The sequence below is a fragment of the Flavobacterium sp. CFBP9031 genome, from assembly GCF_034044945.1.
Lineage (GTDB): Bacteria > Bacteroidota > Bacteroidia > Flavobacteriales > Flavobacteriaceae > Flavobacterium.
On record NZ_JAXCWF010000003.1, the window covers coordinates 158180 to 177604 of the forward strand.

Genomic DNA, 19425 nt, shown 5'->3' on the forward strand with positions numbered 1-19425 from the left:
AATCAAATCAATCAATCAAAAAAAGTAATCATGAAAAATTTTACAATTTATCTATTTCTCTTAGTATTCCTGTTTGTTACTAAAATGGTAGGGCAAGAAACTTTTGAAAACAAAGCAAAAACAATTGCAGTTAATATCGAAAATATAACCAATGAAGAAAAAGCGGCATTAAAGAAAGAAGTCGATGAGGTTAACAATCAATTGGTAGAAGGAACAATTTCTAAAGAAGAAGCAGAAAAAAAGAAAAAAGAGTTTGCAGAAAAAAGAGCGCGCAATATAGAGAATAGAGTAGCTGTAGAACAGGAGAAATTGCAAGATTTGGTTCAGGAAAAAGTCGATGGCAAAGTGAGTTATAATAAAGAAAAAGGAGGAACGGTTTTGTTAATTGGTACAGGCAGCGATTCGATTAGACAGCATGAAACCGAAATAAAGATTCCTGCAATGAAGGTGTACAACGGTCAAGATGATAAAGTGAAGAGAGAATCTAAAAGAACAACTTCTCAATTTGTGTTTGCAATGGGTTTAAACAGTACAATGGCTGACGGTAAACTGCAGGATTCCAATTATGATTTTATCGGATCCCATTTTTACGAATGGGGTTTAACTCTTAATTCCAGAATTTTGAATGACAACAATTTGCTGCACGCCAAATACGGACTTTCATTAATGTATAATAATCTTAGACCAACAGACAATCGCAGTTTTGTTGTAAATGGCGACCAGACAGATTTAGTGACAAATCCGATACATTTAAAAGAATCTCGTTTTAGAAATGTGTATTTAGTGGCGCCAGTTCATTTAGAATTTGATTTTTCGAAAGACGGAAACCACGACGGGAAATCCTATTTTAGAACACATAAAGGATTCCGAATGGGATTTGGAGGTTATGCGGGAATCAATGTAAAATCGAAACAGATATTAAAATTTGAAGATAACGACTATAAAACAACGCAAAAAACAAAAGGCGATTACAATGTAAATAATTTCATTTACGGATTGAGTTCTTATATAGGTTACAAAGAAATAAGCTTGTATTTGAAATATGATTTAAATCCAATATTTAAAAATAATGCTGTCGATGAGAATAATATTTCGTTAGGTATTCGATTCGATTTCAACTAAGAAGAAAATTAAGTTTAGTTAGTAAAAGGGCATCTCGTGAGGGATGCTTTTTTTGCTTTAAAAATGATTAAAATTCCAACAAGATTTACGTATTTTTGCAAGCTCTCAACTTCTAAAATTTAATACACTTTGATTTCACAAACCACCATTGATTCTGTTTTTGAAACTGCTCGAGTAGAGGAGGTTATTGGCGATTTTGTGAATTTGAAGCGTGCAGGAAGTAATTTTAAAGGGCTGAGTCCGTTCTCAGACGAGCGCTCTCCTTCGTTCATGGTTTCTCCGGCAAAAGGAATCTGGAAAGATTTTAGTACCGGAAAAGGCGGAAACTCTGTTAAATTCTTAATGGAACATTCACAATTTACCTATCCAGAAGCCATTCGCTATTTAGCTAAAAAATACAATATCGAAATTGAAGAAACGGAGCAGACTGAAGCAGAAAAAGCCAATACAGATCTTCGTGAAAGTATGTATTTGGTTTCTGAATTTGCTGCTAAGTATTTTCAGGATGTTTTGGTTAATTCTGAAGAAGGAAAAGCAATTGGTTTATCGTATTTTAAAGAAAGAGGATTTACGAATGAAACCATTAAAAAATTCAATTTAGGATATTCTCCAGAAACTTGGGATGCTTTGACGAAAGAAGCCTTAGGGAAAGGATATAAATTAGAATTTCTAGAAAGTACAGGTTTGACAATTCCGAGAGAAGATCGACCATTTGACCGATTTAAAGGGCGTGTAATGTTCCCGATTCAAAGTATGTCGGGTCGTGTCTTAGGTTTTGGAGGACGTATTTTAACGAATGATAAAAAAGCTGCAAAATACCTCAATTCGCCTGAAAGTGATATTTACCATAAAAGTAAAGTCCTTTATGGAATTTATCATGCAAAACAATCTATCGCCAAACAAAATAACTGTTACTTGGTTGAAGGTTATACCGATGTGATTCAGTTTAGCCAAGCAGGTATAGAAAATGTTGTGGCTTCATCTGGAACAGCTTTAACACCAGATCAGATTCGTTTGATAAATCGTCTGACGCGAAATATCACCGTTCTTTTTGATGGAGATGCAGCTGGTTTACGAGCGGCCATTCGAGGGATTGATTTGATTTTGGAAGAAGGTATGAATGTTCGTGTTTGTTCTTTTCCTCAGGGAGAAGATCCGGACAGTTTTGCGCGTAAAAATTCTCATGACGATTTAGTCGCTTATCTAGAAAACAACAGTAAAGATTTTATACAATTTAAGGCTTCGATTTTAATGGGCGAAGCTAAGAATGACCCAATAAAAAAGGCAGATCTGATTCGCGATATGGTTACGAGTATTTCTAAAATTCCAGACCGTATTCAGCGTGAAGTTTATATTCAGGAATGTGCTCGAATCATGGATATTTCGGAGCAGGTCTTGACGAGTACTTTGGCACAGCTGATTCAGAAAGATATAGCTGACGCTAATAAAAAGCAGAAACAAGAACAAAAACCTTTTGAGGTAGTTAGAAATCAGCCTCCGCAGGCAGGTTCATTTTCAGGAGGAGATCCAGAAGATCCAAGAACTGGCCCTCCCGAAGGTTACGATTATCCGGGAGATCCAGGATATTTTCCGCAAGAACAAAATCAAAAAGTAGATATTTTATATGGTTTCGAAAGAAAAGTCATTGAGATTTTGCTATTGTACGGAAGTGTAGTAGAAAATTTTGAAGATGTTTTTTTAAGGGCAGATGAAGAAGGAAATGTAAAAGAAGTTTCAGAAAAAAGACAATATAAGGTATTCGAAAAAATATATCTAAGTCTTCAAGAAGATGAGGTGCAGTTGTCTAATATTTTGTTTCAGAATATTTACACGAACATCATTGATTTTTATAATCAGAATGAAACATTTAGTCTCGATAAATATTTGATGCATTTAGAACCTGATTTTGCTCAAGAAGTAACCAATATTTTGATGGAAGATGAAAGATTAACCATTCATAATTGGGAAGGGCAGAATATTTACCCAAAACATAAAAGTGAAACCATTGAGCAGAATGTTTCAGATACGATATTTTCTATGAGATGGTATTTGGTGTCTGGAATTATAGCAGAATTAAAGAATTCTCTTTTAACCGATCCGCAGGAAGATAATTCAGAAGTTTTGAGTATGGTGATCGATTATTCTAAATTGCTGAATAACTTTTCGAAAAAATTAGGTCGAGTAGTAGTGCCTTATCACTAAAAGAAAAAACTCTATCTAATTTGATAATTCAAAATAGATAGAGTTTTATAATTTTTCGATTCTCTTAAAAGGCTAAGATTTTCGACTTGATTAAATAATTTCTAAAGTCTTAGCTTTGTTCACTAAGTCAACAAGATTAGTAACATTTAATTTTGTTAATAATCTCAGTTTGTAAGTACTGATTGTTTTTTCGTTCAGATTTAAGATTTTAGAGATTTCATTGTTTTTCTTACCATCGCTTAAATAACGTAAAACCTCGATTTCGCGGTTAGAAAGTTTTCTGTACAGACGCTCACTTTTGCTTTGTTTAGCAATAAGTGCCATGTTTTTACGTACTGTTTCGTTGATGATAATTTTTCCTTCGTGTACTTTAATAATAGAATGACCTAATGTTTCAAGTTTTTCTGTTTTGTGTACATACCCAGAAACTCCTGCTTTAATTGCGTTTGGAGCGTACATTTGCTCAGCAAGATCACTGAAAATAACAATTTTTGTTTTTGGGAAATTTTTTAAGATAGATTTAATTTCAAAGATGCTTGAAAGACCTTCTAACTCTAAATCTAGAATTAAAATGTCGATCTCCTTCGTTTGAAGAATATCTCTAACCATTGAAAAATTGCCTACGTTGGCAACAATTGAAATTTGATCGTGGTCTTTAAAATAAGACTTAACGCCAAAGTGCGTCACAGGATGATTGTCTGCTAGACATACTTTAATCATAATTTTTACCTTTTTTAGAATTGTTCATGTTTTTGGAATGGTAAAATTAATAAATAAATTCTGTAATAACTCGCAGAGAATGTTAAAATGTATTATTTTAACGTTTTTGGGATTAAACAAACAGGAATTGGATCCATTTTATGCTTGTTGCTGGTGTTTAATCGTTTATAGATTTCAAAGACAGATTTTTCTCTCCCTTCGAAGTCAGATGCCGTTTTTCCTGACTCCGCGGCTAACATCGCCCATTCTAATTCATCATAACTTGCACCTAATTGATCTTCATCTGTACGATTGTCTCCAAATAATCCATCTGTAGGTGCGGCTGTTAAAATAGATTGTGGAATTTGCAAAAATTCTCCTAAAGCATATACGTCAGATTTCATTAAATCGGCAATCGGACTTAAATCTACGCCGCCATCTCCGTATTTGGTGTAAAAACCTACCCCAAAATCTTCTACTTTGTTTCCTGTTCCGGCTACAAGTAAACCATGAATTCCTGCTAAATAATACAAAGAAGTCATTCTAATGCGTGCACGTGTGTTTGCTAACGCTAAATTAACTTTTGCTGCATCTTCAGTTGAAGGCACTGCGCTTTTAAAAGATTCAAAAGTTTGGGTCAAATCGGTCTTAACGTCAGAAACATTCGGGAAGCGTTTTTTAAGCTGTTCAATATGCTCTCTTCCTCTCGAAACTTGACTTTCTGCCTGATGAATAGGCATTTCTACACATAAAACATTCAGTCCTGTCTGTGCGCATAAAGTAGAAGTTACTGCAGAATCTACACCTCCTGAGATTCCAATTACAAAACCATTTACTTTTGCATTAGCAGCGTAATTTTTTAACCACTCTACAATGTGCGTATTTACTTTTTCTGTCTGAATTGTGCTTTTTTTAGCCATAATAGTTTAAGTTTTAAGATGCAGGGATGTATATTTGCAGAATTATTTTGAGTATGCAACTACTTAAAATTCTGATAACACAAATCTAATTAAAATAAAATGAAAATATATCGCTTTGCAGTGGTTCTATGCCTGTTTTTTTTGTCTTGCAACCAAAAAAGTAAGGTTGAAAAAGAAGTGGAAGAAATTCCTGTTGATATTAAAGTAGAACGATTTGATAAGGTGTTTTTTGAAACTAAACCTCAAGATCTTGCGAAAGTAAAAAAACAATATCCGTTTTTCTTTCCTGGTAATGATGATAACGTTTGGGTTCAGAAAATGAACGATCCAATCTGGAGAGAAGTTTATACAGAAGTTCAGAAAAAGTACAGCAATTTTGAGCCGGTTCGCAAAGAGTTTAATGAACTTTTTCAGCATGTAAAATACTATTTTCCTAAAACTAAAATTCCGAAGGTAATTACGGTAATTGGAGAAATGGATTATAATGCAAAATCTATTTACGCAGACAGTCTTGTAGTGGTAGCTTTAGAATTGTATTTAGGTAAAAACCATAAGTTTTATGAGTTTCCAAATTACTTAAAAGAGAACTTTGAAGAAAGACAAATTATGCCAGACGTGGTCTCTAGTTTTTCGTATCGAAATATTCCAAATTCTATAGATAAGAGTTTGGTTGCTCAAATGGTTTTTGAAGGGAAACAGCTTTACGCAAAAGATTTGCTGATTCCTGAATATACAGATGCAGAAAAAATGGGATATACTCCAGAGCAGATAAAATGGTGTGAAGAAAACGAAGCCTATATGTGGCGTTATTTCATAGAAAATGAAATGCTTTACAACGAAGATCCAAAGCTGAGAGCACGATTTATAGCTCCAGCGCCTTTTTCTAAATTCTTTTTAGAAATAGATAACGATTCTCCAGGACGAGTGGGAGCTTGGATTGGCTGGCAGATGGTACGTTCTTACATGAAAAACAATAGTGATGTAACTTTGGCTGAATTATTCAAGCTTGAGCCAAAAGAAATCTTCGAAAAATCAAAATATAAACCTAAGAAATAATGGCAAATATAAACTCAGAGATTAAATTTAATATAGAATTGGACGAAAACCGTGTTCCTGAAAAATTAACATGGAGTGCACAAGATGGTGGAGTTCAAGCTGAAGAAGCAAAAGCAATCATGCTGTCTATTTGGGATAGTAAGGTAAAAGAAACAATGCGTATTGATTTGTGGACAAAAGATATGCCGGTAGATGAAATGAAGATTTTCTTCCACCAGACTTTAGTTGCAATGGCTGATACTTTTAAACGTGCAACAGACGACGAAAAAATGTCTGACACTATGAAAGATTTCTGTGACTACTTTGCAGAAAAACTGGAGCTTACAAAGTAATAGAAATTCTAATATAAAAAATCCCAAATTCCAATTTCAAAGATTGGGTTTGGGATTTTTTGCTTTTTATTGTAAATTGTCTGAGTAAAACAAATTCTATGCTATTTCCTTTTCTTGTAAGCCTTGTCGGATTGTTTTTTTTACTTGCCAATGCGATACGGTTTTACATGACGTGCAAAAACAGAGATGTATTGTATCGTATTGTAACCACTTATTTGGTTCTGCTGTTTTGTATAGAATTGCTTTGTAATATCATCGGATTCCTTTATCCGAATTCTAATTTCTTCCTTTCGCACTATTATTTTAATTTCCAGTTTATCACACTTAATCTCTTTTTCTATAAAAGTTTTTCAAACCAGAAATTAAAGCAGGTTATGATACTGGTATTCGTTTCGGTGCTGCTTTTTTTAGGATATCAATATTATAGCAAGCCCTCGCTTTATTGGGAATTTAATTTAGTAGAAATAGCTCTAACGTCTATTCCGCTATTGTGTTATGCGGTTTATTTTATTGTTTCAAATTTAAAAAACCATAAGCATAATTATTTCTATTTCTGTAATGGGTTAATTATCTACGTAACAAGTAGTGCGGGTATTTTTCTATCAGGAAATACCGAATCGGTAATTTTTACCGAACCGTTTGTGCTTGATTTCTGGTTTTTCAATTCGCTCTTTTATATCCTTTATCAATTTTTGATTTATAAAGAATGGAAAGCTTTAAACTTTAGAAGAACAGCAAAGAAAAAATTCCAATAAAAAAATCCCAAATTCCAAGTTTGCAATTGAGATTCGGGATTGTTGTTTCTTTTTATTTGACAGATCTTTTGTCTAAATCTTTGAATATCTTTTTTAAAGCTCCTTTCATTAATTTATCTGATGTTTTATAGAACTCTACATTATCAATAAACTTGTTTGATTTTTCGGTAGACCACATCGGTTCGGTTTTTGTTTTTTGAGAAATGTCGACCACATTTTGAGAATAGATGATTTCTTGAGAGTTTAGATCGTAAATTTCAACAAGTACGGCGGCTTCGTTTTTTCCTACTTCGTCATCGGATTGATAGAGTTCAATGTATGAGAAATCACTTTTGCGTTTTGTAGTTGAGATATTGATAAAAAAATCAAAACCGGTTCCGTCTTTTAGTTCTTTTAATTTTGTTTTATTAGGATTTAAATGAATCTTTCGGCTAATTAATAGTCCGTTAACATCATTTATATAAAACAAACGGTCTCCCAAATTCTTTTTAAAAAAGGCTAAAGATTCTTCCGTTAATTTGTCTTTGGATTTTTTAGGGCAATCTAATTCATTCATCAACCATCTTCCTGAGGTAAAATTAACACCGGATCTTGGTCCAGATGTAAACATATAAGTTGGTGTTTTGCAAGATGCAAGGATCAGAGTCAAGAAAATAAAAAAGAATGGTTTTGGGTTCTTCATAAACTATTTTTGGTTGTGCCAAATGTAGTTTAAAAGATAGTTTTCAGGCTATAAAAAACGATTTATTTTAAGGTTTTACTTTCAAAAATAAAAATCCCAAATTCCAGGATTACAATTGGAATTTGGGATTTTAATATTGTGAGTTCGTAAGTTTGGAATTTGGAATTTCAAAAAATTGGAATTTAAATTTTAAAACTCCGAGTTGTTTTTAAAAACTTCCTGATTCACTTCATCTATATAAGATAATAGTTCTTCTTTTCCGGTAGATTCTGTAGATGAGGTTACAAAATATTGAGGCATTTCGGCCCAGTTGTTGGCAAACATCTGTTTTTTGTAAGCTGCAATATGCGAATCTATTTTTGTTTTGCTAATTTTATCTGCTTTAGTAAAAATAATGCAGAACGGAATTTCGCTTTCGCCCATATAAGACATAAATTCGATATCTATTTTTTGAGCTTCGTGGCGAATGTCAATTAAAACAAAAGCACAAACCAGTTGTTCTCTGTTTTCAAAATAATCAGTAATAAATTGCTGAAAAACTGATTTTGTTTTCTTAGAAACTTTAGCGTAACCATAACCAGGCAAATCGACCAAAAACCAATTGTTATTGATTTTGAAATGATTTATTAATTGTGTTTTTCCTGGTTTTCCAGATGTTTTGGCTAAGTTTTTATTGTTGGTAAGCATATTAATCAAAGATGACTTACCTACGTTTGATCTTCCTATAAAAGCATATTCTGGCAAAAAATCCTTTGGACATTTTGATGCATCAGAATTGCTGACAATAAATTCGGCGGTGTTAATTTTCATGTTCTTTCGTTTTAAAACCTCCTAAAAAAAATAAATTTTGACGGCTAAAAATTCTTTTCAGTAAGCCATTTTTCAAGAATTTCATTAAATTCCTGAGGGTGTTCCATCATCGCTGCGTGTCCGCATTTGTCAATCCAGTATAAAGTTGAATTTGGTAACAATTTATCAAATTCTTCAGCTACATTTGGAGGAGTTACAGAGTCATTTCGACCCCAAATAATACAAGTTTCAACGTCCATTTTTGGCAAATCTTTAGCCATATTATGGCGAATGGCACTCTTTGCAATGGTTAAAGTTTTGATTAATTTGATGCGGTCATTAGCTGTAGCGTAAACTTCATCAATCAAATCGGGAGTTGCAATTTTTGGGTCATAAAATACAGCTTCAGCTTTTGTTTTGATGTATTCGTAATCGCCTCTTCTTGGATAGCTATCTCCCATTGCGCTTTCGTAAAGTCCAGAACTTCCAGTAATTACAAGTCCGGCAACTTTCTCAGGATAAAGTTTTGTATGGTACAAAGCAATATGCCCTCCAAGAGAATTTCCTAGAAGAATAACTTTGTCAAACCCTTTGTAAGTGATAAAGTCTTTTACGTATTTCGCAAAACTTTTTACGTTCGTTTTTAAAATGCTTTGGGTGTATATTGGCAAATCTGGGATAACAACTTTATATCCTTTCGTTGGGAAATATTGTGCTACACCATCAAAGTTACTTAGACCTCCCATTAAACCATGCAGAATAACGATCGGAGTTCCTTCTCCAGCTTCGAAATAGCTGTATTTGCCTTCTTTTTTATAGTGTTTGTCCATCTAATCTAATGCCAATTTCAATTTCGACAAATATAGGGTTAATTCAACAAAAATGAATTTTTGATGCCATTTTTTAACTAGATAATTTCAGTAGAATATGTAAAATGTTAAAAATCAGTAATTAAGATGATATTTGTTAAAATACGTAAATGTTAAGAAATGTGCATTATAATCAATTTTTTAAGAAAATTAGCGCATTATTTTTTTGAATGAATAACGTATTTAAGAATCTGTTAATTAATAGTTAAAGTATTGATTAAATGCAGGTTATGGAAAGTGGTAGCAAAGTGGTTAAACTTATTAACAAAGTGGTATAAAGTGGTAATATGTGGTAATATTTTTTATATTTTTGCTGTATAACATGTTAACTAGTTTTTTTTGAACACAATTGTTGGAACATATGAATGTAAAGTCGATGCTAAAGGGAGGCTAATGATGCCTGCACCTTTAAAAAAGCAGTTGACGGCTTCTCTTCAAGACGGATTCGTTTTGAAGCGTTCTGTTTTTCAGCCGTGTTTAGAATTGTATCCTATGGTAGAATGGGATGCGATGATGAAAAAAATCAACAAGCTTAATCGCTTTGTAAAAAAGAACAACGATTTCATTAGAAGGTTTACTGCTGGTGTTAAAGTGGTTGAGGTTGATGCATTAGGAAGATTGCTTGTTCCAAAAGATTTGGTAACGTTTGCAAGTATTTCTAAAGATGTGGTTTTTTCATCTGCGGTTAATATTGTTGAGATTTGGGACAAAGATTTATACGAGAAATCAATTAGTGGCGAAGATATGGATTTTGCAGATCTAGCCGAAGAAGTAATGGGAAATATTAATGACGACGAAGATGGAATATCATAATCCGGTTTTGCTTCATCCAACAGTAGATGGTTTAAATATTAAACCTGATGGTGTGTATGTAGATGTTACGTTTGGAGGCGGTGGTCATTCAAAAGAGATTTTAAAAAGATTAGGGCCAAACGGAAGGCTGTTTGCATTTGACCAAGACGAAGATGCGCTTGCCAATGCACTGCCAGACGAAAGGTTCACTTTGATAAACGAAAATTTTAGGTTCATAAAAAGGTTTTTACGTTTTCACGGAGTAAAAGCAGTAGATGGAATCTTGGCAGATTTGGGAGTTTCATCACATCAGTTTGATGTTCCAGAAAGAGGTTTTTCTACCCGATTTGATGCCGAACTAGATATGCGGATGAGTCAAAAGAATGATTTGAATGCTTATCGAGTGGTTAACGAATATGAAGAACAGGATTTACGTCGTGTTTTTTTTGATTATGGGGAGTTGAAAAATGCACCGGTTTTGGCTAGAACAATTGTTGAGGCAAGAAAAGATTACCCAATCAAAACGACTGAAGAATTGAAAGATGTTCTGAAAAAGTTTTTGCCAGAGAAAGTTCGAAACAAAGTTTTGGCTCAGATATACCAGGCAATTCGAATCGAGGTAAATCAGGAAATGGATGTTCTAAAAGAATTTATTGAGCAGTCGTTGGAAGTTTTAAAACCAGGAGGAAGATTTTCGGTAATCTCGTATCATTCTTTAGAAGATCGTTTGGTAAAGAGGTTTATTAAAAACGGAATGTTTGAAGGAGAGCCAGAAAGAGATTTTTACGGAAATTTTTCAGTTCCATTCAAAACTATCGGAAAACTGATTGTTCCAGACAACGAAGAAATCAAAATTAATAATAGAGCAAGAAGTGCCAAATTAAGAGTCGCAGAAAAGCTATAATATATATTAAGGTAGGAAATAATGAAAAGTGGTGTATTTAGCATATTAAAAGCAAGATTCCTGATTCATGAAGATGCAGTAAAAAATTGGCGATTTATCGTTTTTATAATTCTGCTGGCCATTTTGATGATTGCCAATACACAGCGATACGAACAAAAGGTTTTTGAAATCGCGAAATTAAATAATGAAGTAAAAGAACTAAGATCTGAATTTGTAGATCGCCGTTCAGAATTGATGAAGTTAAAAATGGAGTCAACTATCTCGGATAAAATGTTAGAAAAACAAATTTTTCCGTCGACGGTTCCTCCAGTGAAAATAGAAGTTAAAAAAGAAGAAGAAAAAAGTTTCTTTAAAAGAATATGGCAGTAGACGATAAACATATATCCTACAGAATTTACCTCGTAGCAGTTTTCATCTTTTTGATGGCAATTGCTATTGTCGTTAAATTAACCAATATTCAGTGGGTTGATGGAGATTATTACAGAAAACTGGCGAAACAGCGTACCGTTAGAAATTTTGTAATTCCTGCCAATAAAGGAAATATTTATTCTGCTGATGGAAGTTTATTGGCAACATCTATCCCGAATTATGAAATTCGTTTTGATGCAAAAGCGCCAAAAAAAGAAACATTCGAAAAGTATGTAAAACAATTGTCAGATTCTCTAGCAACTGTTTTAGATAAGCCAAGTGGCTATTTTCAAAAAGAATTAAGAAAAGCACGAGAGAATAAAAACCGTTATTATTTGATTGCCCGCAATTTGAGTTATACGGAATATGTAAAAATTAAAGGGTTTCCATTATTCAATTTAGGTGCTTTCAAAGGTGGAATTATTGTTGAGCAAGAAACTGTTAGAAAACATCCAATAGGTAAAATTGCAGAAAGAACAATTGGCTACGACCGTATTGATCCAGCAACTGGAATAGAAGTAGGAAAAGGAATTGAATGGGCTTTTAAAAGCTATTTGAACGGAAAAGATGGTAAAATTCTAAAGCAAAAAATTGCAAAAGGACAATGGAAACCAATTCGTGATGTAAACGAAGTGGATCCAATTGACGGTTACGATGTGATTTCGACTATAGATGTTTTCATTCAAGATATCGCACACCACGCTTTGTTGAAACAATTGGAAGATTACGAAGCAGATCACGGTTGTGTGGTAGTAATGGAAACAGAAACAGGATACATAAAAGCGATTTCAAATTTAGGAAGAGCAGAAGATGGTTCTTATTATGAAACAACCAATTATGCAGTTGCTGAATCTCACGAACCTGGATCGACTTTTAAATTAGTTGATTTAATGGCGATTTTAGAAGATAAGGTGGCTGATACAAGTACAGTTTACGATAGTCATGGCGGAGAAATTAGATATTATGGAAGAGCTGTTCGTGATTCGCATAGAGGTGGTTACGGGAAAGTTACTTTGGCACGCGGATTTGAGCTTTCGTCCAATACCGTAATGGTTCAGGCAGTCTACGAAAATTACAAAAGCAACCCTTCTAAATTTGTAAATCATATCAATAATTTAGGCTTAAATAAACCATTGGGATTGCATTTTAAAGGAGAAGGAAGGCCTTATATTCCGCAGCCTGGAGACAAACATTGGTCGGGAACTACGCTTCCTTGGATGGCTTTTGGATATAACGTTTCGGTTACGCCAATGCAGACTTTAACTTTGTATAATGCGGTTGCAAACAATGGGGTAATGGTAAAACCGCAATTTGTATCAGAAATTAAAGAATGGAACAAAACCATTAAAAAGTTTGATACAGAAGTAATGAATCCAAAGGTTTGTTCACCAGAGACACTTAAAAAAGTAAAAGCAGTTTTGGCGAATGTGGTGAAAAAAGGAACAGGTTCTAAGTTGTATTCGAAAGATTTTTCAATGGCAGGAAAAACGGGAACAGCTATGGTGAATTATGGCAACGCAGGAAGAGAAGGAATGTATTATGCATCTTCTTTTGCGGGCTATTTTCCAGCTGATCATCCAAAGTATTCTTGTATTGTAGTAGTTCATAAACCTAATACGTCTAGAAATAATTACTATGGAGCAGATGTTGCCGGACCGGTTTTTAAGAGAATTGCGCAAAAGATTTTTACCGATGCGCCTTCGACAAATAAAATCAAAAAATTAGATTCTAGAATTCCGAAGCAGGATGCTAGTTATGATAAATATACGGCTGAAGCTAATAAAAAGCTTAACCAGATTCCGAATTTAAAAGGAATGCCAGGAATGGACGCGATTGCTTTACTAGAAAATTTAGGTTTGAAAGTAAAAGTAAATGGAATGGGGAAAGTAAAGAATCAATCGATTCAAGCGGGAACCAGTATAAGTAAAAACACAACAATTGTATTAGAATTATCGTGAAAGTATTAAAAGACATATTATATAAAGTAGCTATTGAATCTGTAAAAGGTTCAACAGATATTGCTATTCAGAAAATCGAATTTGATTCTCGTAAAGTAGAAGCAAATGATATTTTCGTGGCAATTCGCGGTTCACTTTCAGATGGACACGATTATATCGAAAAAGCAATTCAGCTTGGAGCTAAAGCGATTATTTGTGATACGCTTCCTGAAAATACAGCTAATGAAGTAACTTATATTCAAGTAAAAGATACCAATACGGCTTTAGCTTTTATGGCCGCTAATTATTTTGAAGATCCATCTGCAAAGTTAAAATTAGTGGGTGTAACAGGAACAAATGGAAAAACAACTATTGCGTCCTTATTATTTCAGTTGTTTCAAAAAGCAGGGTTTAAGGTTGGTTTATTGTCAACGGTAAAAATTGTAGTAGATCAAACAGAATATCCAGCAACGCATACAACACCAGATTCTTTAACTATTAATCATTATTTGAATGAAATGGTTGAAGCGGGAGTTACGCACTGTTTTATGGAGGTAAGTTCGCATGGAATTCACCAGAAACGTACAGAAGCTTTGCATTTTGTGGGCGGAATTTTCACGAATCTTTCTCACGATCACTTAGATTATCACCCAACATTTGCTGAATATAGAGATGTTAAAAAGTCATTTTTTGATTCTCTTCCAAAATCAGCTTTTGTTATATCGAATATTGATGACAAAAATGGATCGGTGATGCTGCAAAATACAGTGGCTAAAAAATTGACTTACGCTTTAAAATCTTATGCAGATTATAGAGCGCAGATTTTAGAAAGCCAATTGTCTGGATTATTGTTGAAAGTTAACGATAATGAAGTTTGGGTAAAACTGATTGGTACTTTCAACGCATACAATGTTTTAGCGATTTATGGAACTGCTGTAGAACTAGGAATTGATAGTCTTGAAGCGTTGCGTTTACTGTCTGATTTAGAAAGTGTTTCAGGACGTTTTCAGTATATCGTATCAGATGGCGGAATTACTGCTGTTGTAGATTACGCACATACGCCAGATGCCTTGGAGAATGTTTTGAAAACGATAAATGATATTCGCACTAAAAACGAACAGCTAATTACTGTAGTAGGCTGTGGAGGAAATCGTGATAAAACAAAACGTCCAATAATGGCAAAGATTGCTTCAGATATGAGTGATAAAGCAGTTTTGACTTCAGATAATCCAAGAAATGAAGATCCAGAAGTTATTTTGGATGAAATGGAGCAGGGAGTTGAGCCTCAGAACTATAAAAAAATGCTGCGAATTACAGATAGAAAACAGGCAATTAAAACGGCTTGTCAATTGGCTCAGCCTAAAGATATCATTTTAATTGCAGGAAAAGGTCATGAAACTTATCAAGAAATAAATGGTGTTCGCCATCATTTTGATGATATGGAAACGGTAAAAGAGATTTTAGAACAACTAAATAAATAACAAAAAGGAAATTTCAAATTCCAAATCCCAATAAAATTTGGATTTTGGGTTTTAAAAAATTGGAATTTAATTCGAGATTGGAATTTAAAAAAATAAGAAAATATGCTGTACTATTTATTTGAATATTTTGATAAAACATTGGACGTTCCTGGAACAGGGGTTTTCCAGTACATCACATTTAGATCAGCTTTGGCATTTATGCTTTCGTTGCTTCTGTCGACTATTTATGGTAAAAGAGTAATTAACTTTTTACGCCGTCAGCAAGTTGGAGAAACCGTACGTGAGCTTGGTCTTGCAGGTCAGAATGAAAAAGCTGGTACGCCAACAATGGGTGGTTTAATTATCATTTTTGCAACCTTAGTTCCGGTTTTGTTATTTGCAAGATTGCACAACATTTATATTGTTTTGCTGATTGTAACAACATTGTGGATGGGAACAATTGGTTTTGTTGACGATTACATCAAGATATTCAAAAAAGACAAACAAGGTTTAAAAGGTATTTTTAAAGTAATTGGTCAAGTTGGTCTTGGAATTATAGTAGGAGCGGTTCTTTATTTTAACCCTGCGGTTACGGTAAGAACAGATACTGGACGTACAGATATTTTTAAAACAGCGGGAAACACAACAGTTGTATTACCAGCGCCTATTGAAGAAAAATCTACAGCAACGACAATTCCTTTTGTAAAAAACAACGAATTTGACTATGCTGAAGTATTGTCTTTTATGGGAGATGGATATGAGAAATGGGCTTGGTTAATTTTTATTCCAGTAGTGATTTTTATTATTACAGCGGTTTCAAATGGGGCTAATTTAACAGATGGAATCGATGGACTCGCGGCAGGAACTTCTGCAATATCCGTCCTCGCGCTCGGAATATTTACGTTTGTTTCTGGTAATATCATTTTTTCAAATTATCTGAATATTATGTACATCCCCAACTCGGGAGAAATGACGGTCTTTATTTCCGCTTTTGTTGGTTCATTGATTGGTTTTCTTTGGTACAATTCTTATCCAGCTTCTGTATTTATGGGAGATACGGGAAGTTTGACCATTGGAGGGATTATCGCAGTTTTAGCCATTGCAGTTCGTAAAGAAATATTGATTGTTTTGTTCTGTGGAATTTTCTTAGCAGAAAGTGCCTCAGTAATTATTCAGGTAACTTATTTTAAATATACGAAGAAGCGTTTCGGAGAAGGACGAAGAATTTTCCTGATGTCGCCTTTGCATCATCATTATCAGAAAAAAGGATACCACGAAAGTAAAATCGTAACCCGTTTCTGGATTGTTGCTGTAATGTTAGCCATTTTATCAATCATCACTTTAAAACTGAGATAAATGAGGCTAGTAGTTTTAGGAGGAGGAGAAAGCGGTGTAGGAACCGCGATCCTCGGTAAGAAACAGGGATATGATGTTTTTGTATCCGATTTTGGAAAAATAAAAGAGAGTTACAAAGAAGTTCTTATCATTAATAAAATAGCCTGGGAAGAAGAGCAGCATACAGAAGATTTAATTCTAAATGCAGATGTGGTAATGAAAAGCCCAGGAATTCCTGACAAGTCTCCGATAGTAAAAAAGTTGGTTGCGGCAGGAGTGAAAGTTATTTCTGAAATTGAATTTGCGATTCCTTACACGGAAGCAATGACTATCGGGATTACAGGAAGTAATGGTAAAACAACCACAACAATGCTGACCCATCACCTGTTGAAATATGCAGGATTAAATGTCGGATTGGGAGGGAATATTGGAAAGAGCTTCGCCTGGCAGGTGGCCGAGAATAAATTTGATGCCTACGTTCTTGAATTAAGCAGTTTTCAGTTAGACGGAATAATAAATTACAGACCCGATATTGCAATAATAACCAATATAAGTCCAGACCATTTAGATCGATACGAATATAAATATGAAAATTATATCAATTCGAAGTTCCGAATAACGATGAACCAGACTGAAAGTGATTATCTGATTTACGATGCAGATGATGAAGCAAGTACAGAATGGTTAAAAAAGAACAAAACAAAAGCAAAACTAATTCCTTTTTCATTGACGAAAAAATTTGATGAAGGGGCTTCTATAAATAACAACAAAATGGAAATAAAGATCAACCAAGAAGAGTTTACAATGGATACAGAACACATTGCGTTAGAAGGAAAACATAATATGAAAAACGCCATGGCAGCAAGCTCTGTAGCTAAATTGATGCAAATTAGAAATGCAACGATTCGTGAAAGTCTATCTAATTTCCAAGGTGTTGAGCACCGTTTAGAAAAAGTATTAAAAATACAGAACGTTCAATATATCAACGATTCAAAAGCAACAAATGTAAACGCTACTTTCTTTGCTTTGGATAGTATGAATTCGCCAACAGTATGGATTGTTGGAGGTGTTGATAAAGGAAACGATTACAACGAATTAATGTCTTTAGTACGCGAAAAAGTAAAAGCAATTATCTGTCTTGGAATCGATAACCGTAAAATTATTGATGCTTTTGGAAACGTTGTTGATATTATGGTTGAAGTAAATAATATGAATGATGCAGTAAAAACTGCTCAAAGATTAACAGAAAAAGGCGACGTGGTTTTATTGTCTCCAGCCTGCGCAAGTTTCGATTTATTCGAAAACTACGAAGACAGAGGAAAACAATTTAAGCAAGCGGTGCATAATTTATGATTTTAGATTTTAGAGTTTAGATTTTCTTTAAACTTTGAAATTTTAGATTATTAAATATTTTAAGTTCTTTTTTATTATGACGACGGATGAAATGAAAATGAGAACAAAAAGATTCTCTTTAATGATAATTGAATTGGCTGAAAAAATGCCAAACACAAATGTGATTAGATCAATAACTAATCAAATAGTGAGAAGCGGAACATCTGTTGGAGCAAATTATCGAGCAGTTTGTCGGGCCAGAAGCGATAGAGAATTTGTAGCCAAAATGAATATCGTTTTAGAAGAATCAGACGAGACTTTATTTTGGTTAGAAATAATAAAAGAAAAAATGTGGATTGCTAAAGAGGAATTAGAAACGTTGTTAAAAGAAGCAAATGAATTAACAGCAATTTTTGTGAGTAGTTTAAAAACAGTAAATAAAAGAATCAATCAATAAAAACCGAAGGTTTTGGAAAATAATCTAAAATCTAAAATCTAAAATCAGAAATCTACAATGAAGCAATTAGTAAACAAACTAAAAGGAGATAGGGTAATATGGTCATTTGTGGCCTTATTGGCGTTGTTTTCGTTTATGCCTGTTTTTAGTGCAAGTAGTAATTTGGCTTATATTGGGCACGGAACAGGAAATACATTAGGATATTTAGTAAAACATCTAGCGCATATCTGTATTGGATTCTTAATTATTTACTGGGTGCATAGAGTGCCGTATCACTATTTTAGAGCCATTTCGAAGATTGCGCTTCCAGTGGTTTGGATTTTACTGCTTTATACGCTTTTAAAAGGAACTGTTATCGCTGGTGCAAATGCGAGTCGTTGGATTCAGGTTCCCTTTATCGGAATTACGTTTCAGACATCAACATTGGCATCTATTGTTTTGTTTATTTATGTAGCGCGTTATTTGTCGAAGACTAAAGAAGAAAATGAGCCATTTCAAACCTCATTGATTCAGCTTTGGGTTCCAGTATTTATCACATTAGTATTAATTCTTCCAGCAAACTTTTCGACTACGGCGTTAATTTTTGCAATGGTTTTGATGCTGACATTTATTGGTAAATATCCATTAAAATATATTGCTTTTATCATTGGTTCAGGAGTTGCGATGTTAGCATTTTTCCTTTTAGTGGCAAAAGCTTTTCCAGATTCGAGATTTTTTAGCAGGGTTTCAACGTGGGAAAGTCGTATTACAAATTTTACAACAGACAAACCAGACGAAGATGATTATCAGATAGAAAAAGCAAAAATTGCAATTGCATCTGGAAAATTAGGAGGATTAGGTCCAGGAAAAAGTGTTCAGAAGAACTTTTTGCCGCAATCTTCTTCCGATTTTATTTACGCCATTATTGTAGAAGAATACGGTTTGGTTGGAGGAGTTTCAATTGTTATTTTGTATTTGTTGTTATTGTTCCGATTTGTAATTGCTTCGCATAAAGCTCCTACGGTGTTTGGAAAATTAGTTGTTGTTGGTGTTGGGTTTCCGATGATATTTCAAGCGATGATTAATATGGCGGTTGCGGTAGAATTGTTGCCAGTTACAGGGCAGACACTTCCGTTGATAAGTAGCGGGGGAAGTTCGATTTGGATGACCTGTCTTGGGCTCGGAATTATCATTAGTGTAACGAGAAAAGAAGAAGAAATTGCTGAGGATAAACTGGATAGAGAAAAACGAAAAGAGGCCTTACAGCGATTGATAGATAAAGAAATGGCAGAAGAGGATTTACCAGCAGATGAAATATATGAAGAAGAGGCAATGTATTCGATAGAAGACAATTCTAGAAATCCGATGAATGCGGTTTTAAACAAATAAGATTAA

19 protein-coding genes are annotated in these 19425 nt (G+C 33.9%); 14 read left to right on the forward strand and 5 right to left on the reverse strand.

Going from position 1 to position 19425, the window contains the following annotated elements:
* The first annotated feature begins 30 nt into the window (after positions 1–30).
* Together SOM12_RS06410 and dnaG are read left to right on the forward strand one after the other, a co-directional pair.
* Positions 31–1122 carry a hypothetical protein gene (locus SOM12_RS06410; RefSeq protein ID WP_320492807.1) on the forward strand — a complete coding sequence of 364 codons (1092 nt, stop codon included), beginning with the start codon at positions 31–33 and terminating at the stop codon, positions 1120–1122.
* Positions 1123–1251: 129 nt separating this feature from the next.
* Positions 1252–3324 (forward strand): DNA primase, encoded by a 2073-nt coding sequence (dnaG, locus tag SOM12_RS06415; RefSeq protein WP_320492808.1) that lies wholly within the window; start codon positions 1252–1254, stop codon positions 3322–3324.
* A 90-nt stretch (positions 3325–3414) separates the two neighbouring features.
* Here dnaG and SOM12_RS06420 read toward each other — a convergent pair whose 3' ends face one another.
* Entirely contained in the window at positions 3415–4044 is a 630-nt protein-coding gene (locus tag SOM12_RS06420; protein WP_008467169.1) for a response regulator transcription factor, read from the reverse strand.
* Between the two features lie 92 nt (positions 4045–4136).
* Positions 4137–4943 (reverse strand): NAD(+) synthase, encoded by an 807-nt coding sequence (gene nadE, locus SOM12_RS06425; RefSeq protein WP_320492809.1) that lies wholly within the window; start codon positions 4941–4943, stop codon positions 4137–4139.
* Between the two features lie 99 nt (positions 4944–5042).
* Between nadE and gldB the strand changes: the two genes are divergently transcribed.
* The 3 genes from gldB (at position 5043) to SOM12_RS06440 (ending at position 7086) form a co-directional block, all read left to right on the forward strand.
* Positions 5043–5999 (forward strand): gliding motility lipoprotein GldB, encoded by a 957-nt coding sequence (gene gldB / locus SOM12_RS06430; protein WP_095928578.1) that lies wholly within the window; start codon positions 5043–5045, stop codon positions 5997–5999.
* The gene (gene gldC / locus SOM12_RS06435; RefSeq protein WP_172426852.1) at positions 5999–6331 is read left to right on the forward strand and encodes a gliding motility protein GldC; all 333 of its coding nucleotides are present in this window, start codon (positions 5999–6001) and stop codon (positions 6329–6331) included. Before gldB ends, gldC begins: the two co-directional genes overlap by 1 nt.
* 98 nt (positions 6332–6429) lie before the next feature.
* Positions 6430–7086 (forward strand): hypothetical protein, encoded by a 657-nt coding sequence (locus tag SOM12_RS06440; protein ID WP_320492810.1) that lies wholly within the window; start codon positions 6430–6432, stop codon positions 7084–7086.
* Positions 7087–7138: 52 nt separating this feature from the next.
* On the opposite strand, the gene SOM12_RS06445 is transcribed toward SOM12_RS06440, so the two are convergent.
* The 3 genes from SOM12_RS06445 to SOM12_RS06455 form a co-directional block, all read right to left on the reverse strand.
* On the reverse strand, positions 7139–7768 hold the full coding sequence (locus SOM12_RS06445; protein ID WP_320492811.1) for a hypothetical protein: 630 nt from the start codon (positions 7766–7768) through the stop codon (positions 7139–7141).
* Positions 7769–7957: 189 nt separating this feature from the next.
* A complete protein-coding gene (yihA, locus tag SOM12_RS06450; RefSeq protein ID WP_095928581.1) occupies positions 7958–8578 on the reverse strand; it encodes a ribosome biogenesis GTP-binding protein YihA/YsxC in 621 nt (206 codons plus the stop codon).
* A gap of 44 nt (positions 8579–8622) precedes the next feature.
* On the reverse strand, positions 8623–9387 hold the full coding sequence (locus SOM12_RS06455) for an alpha/beta fold hydrolase (protein WP_095928582.1): 765 nt from the start codon (positions 9385–9387) through the stop codon (positions 8623–8625).
* Positions 9388–9765: 378 nt separating this feature from the next.
* Between SOM12_RS06455 and SOM12_RS06460 the strand changes: the two genes are divergently transcribed.
* From SOM12_RS06460 to SOM12_RS06500, 9 genes are all read left to right on the forward strand, one after another.
* Positions 9766–10239, forward strand: a complete 474-nt coding sequence (locus SOM12_RS06460; RefSeq protein ID WP_035691746.1) for a division/cell wall cluster transcriptional repressor MraZ — start codon at positions 9766–9768, stop codon at positions 10237–10239.
* Positions 10214–11122: a 16S rRNA (cytosine(1402)-N(4))-methyltransferase RsmH gene (gene rsmH / locus SOM12_RS06465; protein WP_172426853.1), complete on the forward strand. Its 909-nt coding sequence runs from the start codon at positions 10214–10216 to the stop codon at positions 11120–11122. The genes SOM12_RS06460 and rsmH overlap by 26 nt, the downstream gene beginning before the upstream one ends.
* Before the next feature lie 21 nt (positions 11123–11143).
* A complete protein-coding gene (locus SOM12_RS06470) occupies positions 11144–11491 on the forward strand; it encodes an FtsL-like putative cell division protein (protein WP_008467159.1) in 348 nt (115 codons plus the stop codon).
* Complete coding sequence (locus SOM12_RS06475) at positions 11482–13488, forward strand: penicillin-binding protein (RefSeq protein ID WP_320492812.1); 2007 nt, start codon at positions 11482–11484, stop codon at positions 13486–13488. Before SOM12_RS06470 ends, SOM12_RS06475 begins: the two co-directional genes overlap by 10 nt.
* Entirely contained in the window at positions 13485–14948 is a 1464-nt protein-coding gene (locus SOM12_RS06480) for a UDP-N-acetylmuramoyl-L-alanyl-D-glutamate--2,6-diaminopimelate ligase (RefSeq protein WP_320492813.1), read from the forward strand. Before SOM12_RS06475 ends, SOM12_RS06480 begins: the two co-directional genes overlap by 4 nt.
* Before the next feature lie 102 nt (positions 14949–15050).
* Complete coding sequence (mraY, locus tag SOM12_RS06485; protein ID WP_320492814.1) at positions 15051–16283, forward strand: phospho-N-acetylmuramoyl-pentapeptide-transferase; 1233 nt, start codon at positions 15051–15053, stop codon at positions 16281–16283.
* Positions 16284–17615: a UDP-N-acetylmuramoyl-L-alanine--D-glutamate ligase gene (gene murD / locus SOM12_RS06490; protein ID WP_320492815.1), complete on the forward strand. Its 1332-nt coding sequence runs from the start codon at positions 16284–16286 to the stop codon at positions 17613–17615. It abuts the gene before it with no gap.
* A 97-nt stretch (positions 17616–17712) separates the two neighbouring features.
* Positions 17713–18051: a four helix bundle protein gene (locus SOM12_RS06495; protein ID WP_320492816.1), complete on the forward strand. Its 339-nt coding sequence runs from the start codon at positions 17713–17715 to the stop codon at positions 18049–18051.
* A gap of 57 nt (positions 18052–18108) precedes the next feature.
* Positions 18109–19419: an FtsW/RodA/SpoVE family cell cycle protein gene (locus tag SOM12_RS06500; protein ID WP_320492817.1), complete on the forward strand. Its 1311-nt coding sequence runs from the start codon at positions 18109–18111 to the stop codon at positions 19417–19419.
* Positions 19420–19425 lie beyond the last annotated feature (6 nt).

Coding starts and splice junctions, on each gene's coding strand:
- gldB (WP_095928578.1), top strand. CDS start 5,043: ATGAAAATATATCGCTTTGCAGTGGTTCTATGCCTGTTTTTTTTGTCT.
- SOM12_RS06410 (WP_320492807.1), top strand. CDS start 31: ATGAAAAATTTTACAATTTATCTATTTCTCTTAGTATTCCTGTTTGTT.
- SOM12_RS06495 (WP_320492816.1), top strand. CDS start 17,713: ATGAGAACAAAAAGATTCTCTTTAATGATAATTGAATTGGCTGAAAAA.
- SOM12_RS06500 (WP_320492817.1), top strand. CDS start 18,109: ATGAAGCAATTAGTAAACAAACTAAAAGGAGATAGGGTAATATGGTCA.
- SOM12_RS06445 (WP_320492811.1), bottom strand. CDS start 7,768: ATGAAGAACCCAAAACCATTCTTTTTTATTTTCTTGACTCTGATCCTT.
- mraY (WP_320492814.1), top strand. CDS start 15,051: ATGCTGTACTATTTATTTGAATATTTTGATAAAACATTGGACGTTCCT.
- SOM12_RS06455 (WP_095928582.1), bottom strand. CDS start 9,387: ATGGACAAACACTATAAAAAAGAAGGCAAATACAGCTATTTCGAAGCT.
- yihA (WP_095928581.1), bottom strand. CDS start 8,578: ATGAAAATTAACACCGCCGAATTTATTGTCAGCAATTCTGATGCATCA.
- SOM12_RS06440 (WP_320492810.1), top strand. CDS start 6,430: ATGCTATTTCCTTTTCTTGTAAGCCTTGTCGGATTGTTTTTTTTACTT.
- gldC (WP_172426852.1), top strand. CDS start 5,999: ATGGCAAATATAAACTCAGAGATTAAATTTAATATAGAATTGGACGAA.
- SOM12_RS06420 (WP_008467169.1), bottom strand. CDS start 4,044: ATGATTAAAGTATGTCTAGCAGACAATCATCCTGTGACGCACTTTGGC.
- SOM12_RS06470 (WP_008467159.1), top strand. CDS start 11,144: ATGAAAAGTGGTGTATTTAGCATATTAAAAGCAAGATTCCTGATTCAT.
- nadE (WP_320492809.1), bottom strand. CDS start 4,943: ATGGCTAAAAAAAGCACAATTCAGACAGAAAAAGTAAATACGCACATT.
- murD (WP_320492815.1), top strand. CDS start 16,284: ATGAGGCTAGTAGTTTTAGGAGGAGGAGAAAGCGGTGTAGGAACCGCG.
- SOM12_RS06475 (WP_320492812.1), top strand. CDS start 11,482: ATGGCAGTAGACGATAAACATATATCCTACAGAATTTACCTCGTAGCA.
- rsmH (WP_172426853.1), top strand. CDS start 10,214: ATGACGACGAAGATGGAATATCATAATCCGGTTTTGCTTCATCCAACA.